Origin of the sequence: Lonsdalea britannica, assembly GCF_946477055.1 — a bacterium.
Taxonomy (GTDB): Bacteria; Pseudomonadota; Gammaproteobacteria; order Enterobacterales; family Enterobacteriaceae; genus Lonsdalea; species Lonsdalea britannica_A.
In genome coordinates, this window is sequence record NZ_CAMKXG010000154.1 from 1 (window position 1) to 8,640 (window position 8,640).

At 48.4% G+C, this 8,640-nt stretch carries 5 protein-coding genes; 2 read left to right on the forward strand and 3 right to left on the reverse strand.

The window, feature by feature from the left end; genetic code table 11:
- A partial coding sequence (oppA, locus tag Q7O77_RS11235; protein WP_304167066.1) for an oligopeptide ABC transporter substrate-binding protein OppA occupies window positions 1–1,560 on the reverse strand: 1,560 nt, incomplete at its 3' end.
- A 741-nt stretch (window positions 1,561–2,301) separates the two neighbouring features.
- On the reverse strand, window positions 2,302–2,946 hold the full coding sequence (locus Q7O77_RS11240; RefSeq protein WP_304167069.1) for a YchE family NAAT transporter: 645 nt from the start codon (window positions 2,944–2,946) through the stop codon (window positions 2,302–2,304).
- A 540-nt stretch (window positions 2,947–3,486) separates the two neighbouring features.
- Between Q7O77_RS11240 and adhE the strand changes: the two genes are divergently transcribed.
- The gene (gene adhE, locus Q7O77_RS11245) at window positions 3,487–6,165 is read left to right on the forward strand and encodes a bifunctional acetaldehyde-CoA/alcohol dehydrogenase (RefSeq protein ID WP_304167073.1); all 2,679 of its coding nucleotides are present in this window, start codon (window positions 3,487–3,489) and stop codon (window positions 6,163–6,165) included.
- Between the two features lie 1,263 nt (window positions 6,166–7,428).
- A complete protein-coding gene (gene hns, locus Q7O77_RS11250; RefSeq protein WP_026739418.1) occupies window positions 7,429–7,836 on the forward strand; it encodes a histone-like nucleoid-structuring protein H-NS in 408 nt (135 codons plus the stop codon).
- A 132-nt stretch (window positions 7,837–7,968) separates the two neighbouring features.
- Here the strand turns inward: hns and Q7O77_RS11255 are convergent.
- Window positions 7,969–8,640, reverse strand: a 672-nt coding sequence (locus Q7O77_RS11255; RefSeq protein ID WP_304167077.1) for a sugar phosphate nucleotidyltransferase, incomplete at its 5' end; no start/stop codon positions are given.

The window sequence follows — 8,640 nt, forward strand, 5'->3', positions numbered from 1 at the left end:
TTTAACCAACCGCAGATTGGCGTAATAAAAAATTGGCGCGATCGTCGCATCCTTATCCAGCTGCGCTTCCGCCTGCTGATAAAATGCGGCTCGTTCAGCGTCAGTTTTTGCCGCCAGCGCTTTATTCATCAATTGGTCAAACTGCGGGCTGTTATAGTGCGAGGTATTGTTACTGCTGTTGGAGACCATGCTGTTCAAAAAACCGGACGGCTCATTGTAATCGGCACACCATGCGCCCCGCGCCAGGTCGTAATTGCCCTGATGTCGATTATCCAAGAAGGTTTTCCATTCCTGATTTTCCAGTTTTACGTTGACGCCAATATTGTTTTTCCAGATTGACGCTGCCGCAATCGACATCTTCTTATGTAGATCGGAAGTGTTGTACAGGAGTGTCAAAGTCAGCGGTTTTTCCGCGCTGTAGCCGGCCTCGGCCAGTAATTTCTTCGCTTCTTCGTTACGTTTCTGCTGAGACCAGCTCGCCCACTCCGGTTTCACCACGGTCATACCGTCAATATATGGCGGGGTATAACCAAAGGCTGGGGTATCGCCCTGATTTTTTACCTTGTTGGTCAAGATGTCCTGATCGAGTCCCAGACGCAGCGCGTTACGTACTCTGACATCATTAAACGGCGCTTTCTGATTATTGATTTCAAAATAATAGGTACACAAATAAGGATCGGCGTGAACTTCGCTCGGGATCTCTTTTTTCAGTTTTTGGAACAATTCGATCGGAAGGTAGTTGTACGTCATGTCGATTTCACCGCTGCGATAGCGATTGACGTCGGTCACTTCGGAAGTGATAGGCAGGTAAACGACTTTGTTGATGACGGTATGCGCGTTGTCCCAATAATTGGGGTTTCGCTCCAGCACAAGTTTCTCATTGACCACCCACTCTTTCAGCTTGTAGGCGCCGTTACCGACCCAGTTTGCAGGCTGCGTCCATTTTTCACCGAATTTTTCGACGGCTTTTTTATATACCGGGAAGGTCGCCGGATAGACCAGCAATTTATAGAAATAAGGGACCGGCTGACTTAATGTCACCTGAAGCGTGTGATCATCTATCGCCTTGATGCCCAACGTGTCCGGGGCTTTTTTACCAGCCACCACATCGTCGATATTCACGATATGACCGAATTGCAGGAAAGAGGCATAAGGAGAGGCCGTTTTAGGATCGGTCACTCGCCGCCAGCCATACACAAAATCGTCTGCGGTAACCGGGTCGCCATTAGACCAACGGGCATCTTTACGCAGATGGAAGGTCCAGACCGTAAAATTCTGGTTATCCCAGCTTTCCGCCACGCCAGGAATGATCTTCCCGTCGGGGTCGGTGTTGACCAGCCCTTCCAACAGATCGCGCGAGACATTGGTTTCCGGTACGCCTTCGATTTTATGCGGGTCCAGCGACGCAACTTCTGCGCCGTTATTTCGCACCAGCTCCTGTTTGTCCGCCAGCTGCACACCGGGCGGGACCACGGCAGCCCAGCTCGACATCGATACTGCTGCGCTAAACATGCCCAGTGCCGCCATGACCCGCCGCGGTTGTAATTTGAGTTTTGCCATTGTTGATTGTGCTCCTTTTCGCTTTTTTTATTGCACAACGTCCACTCGCCGCGCGGCGCTTTCAGGGAACGAGTCTGATTGTCGCCGCGTGCTGGCCCTGTCATTTTCATCGTAAAGGAACACAACGTGTTCCCTAATTAATGAAATCCGGCCCATTGAGTCTCAGTCATGCGTCTACCCTAACCTCGCCATTTACAGGGAAACGCAGCATTCGCCTATCCCCTGAGAAAAAAGGCTGAAGAGAAACCGCATGGTCAGTTTAAATTAACTTACCTTTAGTAATGATTAAACGCCTAATTAAGCCGAAACTAGCAAAAGAATGACACTTCGCCAATAGAATTCACGTGCTGTTACTTAATTTTCTATTGTGAGAAAAATCTGCGGAAAATATGAACAAAGCTTTCCGTCATCACATTAAAATTATAGCGTTATATAGGTTATTTTTTATGTAAAACAGGATATCAGCCTACCATAAGAAGTTGTTATTACTGATTCACGCATTTGCTCCTACAGAGCTCAGCGTGTCACTTTTGATAATCATTCGTCAATGACTGTGGGGATAATCACAAAAAAACAGAGTGCGCGGTCTTAACCTCGCACGCTAACATCAAGATCCATGCCGTTATTTGTTTCGCTCCGCCTCAATAAACCATCAATATTTTTTATATAAAAAAACCGGCTGACGCATGGGCGACAGCCGGTAAGTCCAGTGATCGAATAATCAGATAATATAGACGGCGCTTATAATAATCCCGGGAACGTCGATCTCAGGCCGGTCACAATAAATTCGATACCGAGCGACATCAATAATAAGCCCATGATACGAGTAACGACGTTAATACCGGTCTGACCCAGCAACCGAACAATCATCGGTGCGGCACGAAATGATAGCCAGCAACAAAATGAAAACAGTGCGATGGTTAATGACAACCCAACCAAATTGGGCCAGCCGTGATACCGCGAGCTCCATACAATGGTGGAGCTGATAGCGCCGGGGCCCGCCATCAGCGGCAGCGCCAGAGGGACGACCCCAACGCTTTCGCGGTTGGCATTTTCCGTTTTTTCCTGTTTGTTCTGTTTATGCTCACCCAGCTTACCGCCAATCATCGACATCGCGATCGTCATCACCAGAATGCCTCCGGCGATACGAAATGAGTCAATAGAAATACCGAACAACCGCAGAATACCATCACCAAAAAATAAGGAGACCCAGAGAATAAGTACAACGGAAACATTCGCCGTTAAATTCGTTTTGTCTCGTTCCTTATTATCCTGATAACTGGTCATCCCTATAAATACGGGTAAAACGCCGATTGGGTTGACGAGGGCGAATAAGCCGACGAAAAATTTTATAAAGCTGGAAAAATCCAGCACAGAATGCATCACACCGCACCTCAGACAGTCTTCAGGAAGATAAGAGAATTACGGGCGCATTGTAATGAAAATAAGGCGATACGTCCCTCTCGATAATCGAATATTCATCTGTTTTTTTCTACGTAGGAGAAATAAACAGATGAATACACTTTTCAACCAAAAACGCCCACTTTTTAAAACCTCTCATTTTTGATTGGTTAAAGCTATCAATCAAAATAAGCTGAATGGAGTCAGCTCGCAAAATATCGGACTAGGATCACAAAAACACGATTGATAACCCTGTAACCTGAACGCAATCGCTAAAACGAGACCCGCAGAATAAATAGCCAAAAAAGTATTTAGCCTTGGACCCTTATAGAGGGTAGCAGAGCAGCAGCCAACAACGACACGTGTTGACCTCGGTAATGAGTATAGCGCGAGCTCTTTGAGTCAATGGGGCGCGGACAAATGCCACAGCATTGCCCCCCGTAGTACCAGCACATCGACAGATGTGACGGCCCATTAAGCGGCAACTATTGACTGAAAGAGTTTGAATAATTACAGGAGATCATTATGGCCGTAACCAATGTGGCAGAACTTAACGCTCTGGTCGAACGAGTGAAGCGCGCTCAGCGCGAGTTTGCCAGCTTCTCTCAAGAGCAGGTGGATGCCATCTTCCGTGCCGCCGCCCTGGCCGCCGCAGATGCCCGAATCCCTCTGGCGAAAATGGCCGTTGCCGAATCAGGCATGGGGATTGTCGAGGATAAAGTGATTAAAAACCATTTTGCCTCCGAATATATCTACAATGCCTACAAGGATGAAAAGACCTGCGGCGTTCTGTCCGTCGACGATACTTTCGGTACTATTACCATTGCAGAACCTATCGGTCTGATCTGCGGTATCGTTCCCACCACCAACCCGACCTCCACCGCGATTTTTAAAGCATTAATCAGTCTTAAAACCCGTAACGGCATCATCTTCTCCCCTCACCCTCGAGCCAAAGACGCTACGAATAAAGCGGCGGATATCGTGCTGCAAGCCGCTATCGCGGCGGGCGCGCCGAAAGACATCATCGGCTGGATCGATGCACCGTCCGTTGAGCTGTCTAATCAATTAATGCACCACCCGGATATCAATCTGATCCTGGCGACAGGCGGTCCCGGCATGGTGAAAGCGGCTTACAGTTCGGGTAAACCGGCTATAGGCGTCGGCGCAGGCAATACGCCGGTCGTGATTGATGAAACCGCGGATATCAAGCGCGCGGTGGCTTCCATACTCATGTCCAAAACCTTCGATAACGGCGTGATTTGCGCGTCAGAGCAGTCCGTCGTCGTCGTGGATGACGTCTATGAAGCCGTGCGTGAACGTTTCGCCTCCCACGGCGGGTATTTACTGCAAGGTCAGGAACTAACAGCCGTTCAGGGCGTCCTGTTGAAAAACGGCGCGCTGAACGCCGCGATCGTTGGTCAGGCGGCGGCCGATATCGCTAAACTGGCTGGCATCACCGTACCCGCGAATACCAAGGTGTTAATTGGTGAAGTCAGTAAAATCGACGAATCTGAACCGTTTGCACATGAAAAACTGTCTCCGACACTGGCGATGTACCGCGCGAAAGATTTTGATGATGCAGTAGTGAAAGCAGAGCAACTGGTCGCCATGGGCGGTATCGGCCATACCTCTTGCCTCTATACCGACCAGGATAATGAAAAAGCGCGCATTAATACTTTCGGCGACAAGATGAAGACCGCGCGAATCCTGATCAACACCCCGGCGTCTCAGGGCGGGATCGGTGATTTGTATAACTTCAAACTGGCGCCGTCATTGACGCTGGGCTGTGGTTCATGGGGCGGTAACTCGATTTCAGAAAACGTCGGGCCGAAACACCTGATCAACCGTAAAACGGTAGCGAAGCGAGCTGAAAATATGTTGTGGCACAAAATTCCCAAATCTATCTATTTCCGCCGGGGGTCTCTGCCGCTGGCGCTTGAAGAAGTCGCGACGGAAGGTGCCAAGCGCGCATTTATCGTGACTGACCCGTTCTTGTTCAATAATGGTTATGTTGATCAGGTCACCAGCGTGCTGAAACGCCATGGCATGGAAGTGGATGTGTTCTTCGAAGTCGAAGCCGATCCGACCCTGAGCGTCGTACGACGCGGCGTTGAAAAGATGAACGTGTTCAAACCTGATGTGATTATCGCGCTGGGCGGGGGTTCTCCGATGGATGCAGCGAAAATCATGTGGGTGCTGTATGAACATCCGGACACGCATTTCGCGGATCTGGCTCTGCGCTTCATGGATATTCGCAAACGTATCTACAAATTCCCGAAAATGGGGATCAAAGCGAAGATGGTGGCGATTACCACCACGTCTGGCACCGGTTCAGAAGTGACTCCGTTCGCCGTCGTCACCGATGATGCGACTGGTCAGAAATATCCGCTGGCAGACTATGCGTTGACGCCTGATATGGCCATCATCGATGCCAACCTGGTGATGGATATGCCGAAGTCATTGTGTGCGTTCGGCGGTCTGGATGCGGTAACACACGCGCTGGAAGCCTATGTGTCCGTATTGGCTAACGAATACTCGGACGGTCAGGCCCTGCAGGCATTGAAACTGCTGAAAGAAAACCTGCCGGCAAGCTACCACGAAGGCGGCAAGAATCCGGTGGCCCGCGAACGTGTGCATAACGCCGCCACTATCGCCGGTATCGCATTTGCTAACGCCTTCCTCGGCGTGTGCCACTCCATGGCTCATAAGTTAGGGTCAGAGTTCCACATTCCACATGGTCTGGCTAACGCCATGCTGATCTGCAACGTCATCCGTTATAACGCCAATGACGTACCGACCAAGCAGACAGCATTCAGTCAGTACGACCGCCCGCAGGCACGTCGTCGCTATGCTGAGATTGCCGATCACCTCGGCTTGAGCGCAGCAGGCGATCGGACGGCGCAAAAAATTGACAAGCTGCTGGGCTGGCTGGAGTCGCTGAAGAAAGAGCTGGGCATTCCCACGTCTATTCGCGAAGCGGGCGTTCAGGAAGCCGACTTCCTGGCAAAAGTGGATAAGCTGTCTGAGGATGCTCTGGATGACCAGTGCACCGGGGCAAACCCACGTTTCCCGCTGATTGTCGAAGTGAAGCAAATTCTGCTGGATTGTTACTATGGCCGCACGTTCTCAGAACAAGATGACGCTGCACCGGCCGTTGAACAAACGAAGGCGCCAGCTAAAAAGCGCAAAAGTGTTAAATCGTAAGTTAATTCAATACCTCCCGCTGTGATCCTTAAACCCCGTGTCATCGACGCGGGGTTTTTTATTATCCGTCAGAAAGGCGCACATAAGCCGACATCGCCTCAGGGTGATAAAAGCGTGGGATATGAAGGGGGCGACATCAGCGTCGTGTCAGGCTGAGGATGGAAGGGTTATGCGCGAGAGAAGCAATGACACGTTATTTCTTTCATCAATGATGAGATATCCCTCTCCTTCGCCTCTCCTTCGCCAATTAAGATTCTGTCGTTCTTTGTGATTATGCGGTTTATGTATGGGCGTCTTTGTTATCGTTTTAAGCGTGAATCGTTTAAACACCGAGACAGGACTTACATGCGCGATGTTACGTGATGCGCTCCTTCATTATTTGGAGTAAAAATACCACGATTTCAGGTTGAAACGGTTAGGCCAAAAGATTCATGGTGCTTATTAATATGACTTAACTGAAAAGTGTGAGCGGGATAAAATTTTCTTTATATCAATAGTTACAAAAGTAAGCATGTCGTAAGGTTAGTCAATTATCTCATCCCTTTCGCGATAAAACCGTTAACCTGCGGACTCATTTGCATTGCAAATAATATGGATAATTTAAGGGTAACGCCGTATAGCGACCTTCCGAATGAAGGATGGCAAGATGCCAACATATAATTTAGCCGTGAATAGTTCCGGTCGTAGGTTCTTTCGTTATTCAGTTTTAAATAGGCCTTCGAAATCCTCGCGATACGTCTCTCCTCAGGCTAAGAAACACGCCCATACCGCAATCTTTTCCGATGTATTGTAAATAGCCTCTCCCTGGTGACATTGAGCTTATTTATGCGCAGAACGAGTCAATGGGCTCTGGTTAGCCTTAAAATAAATTCGACCGATATCAAATACAGTGAGTGTATCTACATCACTCGTCATGATTTGGAAATGATTGTAACAATCTCACTAAACCGACTTTAGGCGAGCATCATTTACCCTATTCCCAACGAGGACGTAGCGAGTAATTGAACCTGTTAAACAGGACAAATTGCGATTAATTGTTGGCTAAACAAACCGTGGCAACAGGTCCGACCATAATTCATCCAGGAGTAGGTAACCAAATGTATTAGCAATTCTGAAAGATTTATATCGACCTACAGATACGTGATGGCTGTATTAGATTTGTTATTTTTGGCGATAATACAAATCTACCTATTGCAGAAAATAAAATAGCGCTCTATTATCTCTCGTACAGCCACTAATTAAATATATTTTGAGACTAATACAATGAGCGAAGCACTAAAGATTCTAAACAACATCCGTACCCTGCGCGCCCAGGCAAGAGAATGTAGTCTGGAAACACTGGAAGAAATGCTGGAAAAACTGGAAGTCGTGGTTAATGAACGCCGCGAAGAAGAAAGCCAAGCTCAGGCAGAAATTGAAGAACGTACTCGCAAATTGCAGCAGTACCGCGATATGTTAATTGCTGACGGTATCGATCCGAATGAACTGCTTCAGTCTTTAGGCTCTACTAAAGTTGCCGGTAAAAGTAAACGTGCTGCTCGCCCTGCTAAATACCAGTACACTGATGAAAATGGCGAAGTCAAAACCTGGACCGGCCAGGGCCGTACTCCGGCAGTGATCAAAAAGGCCATCGAAGAACAGGGTAAATCTCTGGATGACTTCCTGCTGTAATAGCATTAAATAATTAAGTCTTATGAATACCCCCTGCTCGCAGGGGGTATTTTTTTATTTAAATGATAGGGAAATTACGTTGTGCGGGATAAGGGGAAAACCCTCTGTACTTGCACAGAGGGTTAAAAATAATTAGCTATTTTCTTCCTGAACCGCTGTTTTCAACCACTGGTTGAACTCTGTACCCAGCGTTTTGTGACGCAATCCATATTCAACGAAGGCTGACATGTAACCCAGCTTATTCCCGCAGTCATGGCTGATGCCTTTGAGGTGATAAGCTTCGACGATTTCTTTGTCCATCAACATCGCGATAGCATCGGTCAACTGGATCTCATTACCTGCGCCCGGCGGCGTTTTCTTCAGGAAGTCCCAGATTTGATCTGAAAGGACATAACGGCCAACCACGGCCAAATTAGACGGCGCTTCATCCGCTTTAGGTTTTTCAACCACGCCAACCATTGGCGCGCTATCACCCGGTTCCAGCACCCTTCCCTGGCAATCCACAACGCCGTAGCTGCTGACGTCTTCGACGGGCTCAACCATAATCTGGCTGTGTCCTGTTTCTTCGAAACGTTGAAGCATTTCGCTCAGGTTGTCTTTCTTCAGGTTGCTTTCGTATTCGTCGATAATCACGTCCGGCAAAATAACCGCTACGGGTTCGTCGCCCACCAGCGGATAGGCGCACAATACTGCATGCCCCAAGCCTTTAGCGACGCCCTGACGCACCTGCATAATAGTGACATGCTCAGGACAAATAGATTTAACTTCATCCAATAACTGACGCTTGACGCGTTTTTCCAACAT

Excerpts from the sequence above, each read along its gene's own strand:
- adhE (WP_304167073.1), top strand. The coding sequence starts at position 3,487 with ATGGCCGTAACCAATGTGGCAGAACTTAACGCTCTGGTCGAACGAGTG.
- hns (WP_026739418.1), top strand. The coding sequence starts at position 7,429 with ATGAGCGAAGCACTAAAGATTCTAAACAACATCCGTACCCTGCGCGCC.